Here is a 1,485-nt window from a genome sequence, read left to right as displayed (position 1 = left end):
AGAAATTGTCAAGACCTGTGGATCGGGGTGTTTCAGGCGACCTCCGTTCCGGTGCGCTCGTCACCGTTTGAAGGCGGTTGCGGTGGGGTGATGTCGGTGGGCCGTTCGAGCAGTTTGCCTTTGTGGAAGACCGCGCCGGCACGGACCAGGGCGACCAGATGCGGGGCGTTGACGGCCCGCCAGCGGGCTTGTGCGGCGTCTATCAGCTTGTAGGCCATGGCAATCCCGGCCGCGCGTGATCCAGGCCCCTTGGTGACCTTGGTCCGAAGTCGCACCGTGGCGAAAGTGCTTTCGATCGGGTTGGTCGTGCGCAGGTGAATCCAATGCTCGGCCGGGTACTTGTAGAACTCAAGCAGGGTGTCAAGGTCGTCGGTGATCTTGGCGACGGCCTTGGGGTATTTGGCGCCGAAGTCGACCTCGAATGCCTTGACCGCGACCTGTGCCTTGTCGATGTCCTCGGCGTTGTAGATATCCTTGATCGCCGCCAACGCCGACGGATGTGCCGACTTAGGCAGTGCGGCAAGGACATTGGCCTGCTTGTGAAACCAGCACCGCTGCTCACGGGTCGCTGGGAACACTTCGCGGACCGCCTTCCAGAACCCGAGGGCGCCATCGCCCACGGCCAGCACCGGGGCAGTCATCCCGCGGCGTTTGCAGTCGCGTAGCAGGTCGGCCCACGACTCGGTGGACTCCCGATACCCGTCGGTGATCGCCACCAGCTCCTTGCGGCCATCAGTACGCACGCCAATCATCACCAGCAGGCACAGTTTGGTCTGCTCCAGGCGCACCTTGAGGTGGATGCCGTCGACCCACAGGTAGACGTAGTCGGTACCGGACAGATCACGGCGCCCGAACGCCGCGGCTTCGTCCTGCCACTGCGCGGTCAGCCGGGTGATCGTCGAGGCCGACAACCCCGCACCCGAGCCGAGGAACTGCTCCAACGCCGCAGTGAAGTCGCCGCTGGACAGCCCATGCAGGTACAGCAGCGGCAACACCTCACTCATCTGCGGAGACTTACGTGCCCACGCCGGCAGGATCGCCGAGGAAAACCGCTGCCGCACACCGGTATCGGGGTCCACGCGGCGGTCGTTGACCCGCGGCGCCTTCACCTTGACCGCGCCGGCCGCGGTCAGCACCTCACGCGGCTGGTGGTAGCCGTTGCGGACCACCAACCGATGGCCGTCCTCATCGAGCTGGTCGGCGAACTGGGCCACGTAGGCGGCGACCTCGGCTTTGAGTGCTGCAGCCAGCATCTGCCGGGCGCCGTCGCGGACGATCTCGTCCAATAACGACCGACCGGCACCGCCGGTGCTTTCAGTGGCCTCGGTGGCATCGTGAACTACGGTGAGCATGGGCGTACCTTCCCGAACCAGCGCGCCAACGCCGGCTCATGATCGGACCTTCGGATATTCAGATCATCCTCGGGAAGGTGCGCCCACTTTCAACGCCCCCTCACCGAGGGTCATCCACAGGTTCTGATCATTG

The 1,485-nt window shown here is 64.7% G+C and carries 1 protein-coding gene; it reads right to left on the bottom strand.

Annotated elements, in window-relative coordinates:
• Nucleotides 1-32 precede the first annotated feature (32 nt).
• Nucleotides 33-1,352 carry an IS256 family transposase gene (locus tag GOAMI_RS22250; RefSeq protein WP_006438912.1) on the bottom strand — a complete coding sequence of 440 codons (1,320 nt, stop codon included), beginning with the start codon at nt 1,350-1,352 and terminating at the stop codon, nt 33-35.
• Nucleotides 1,353-1,485 lie beyond the last annotated feature (133 nt).

This window comes from Gordonia amicalis NBRC 100051 = JCM 11271 (assembly GCF_000332995.1).
GTDB classification, from domain to species: Bacteria; Actinomycetota; Actinomycetes; order Mycobacteriales; family Mycobacteriaceae; genus Gordonia; species Gordonia amicalis.
Note: the sequence above shows the minus strand (reverse complement) of the source record. Positions and strands in the feature narration are given on the sequence as shown.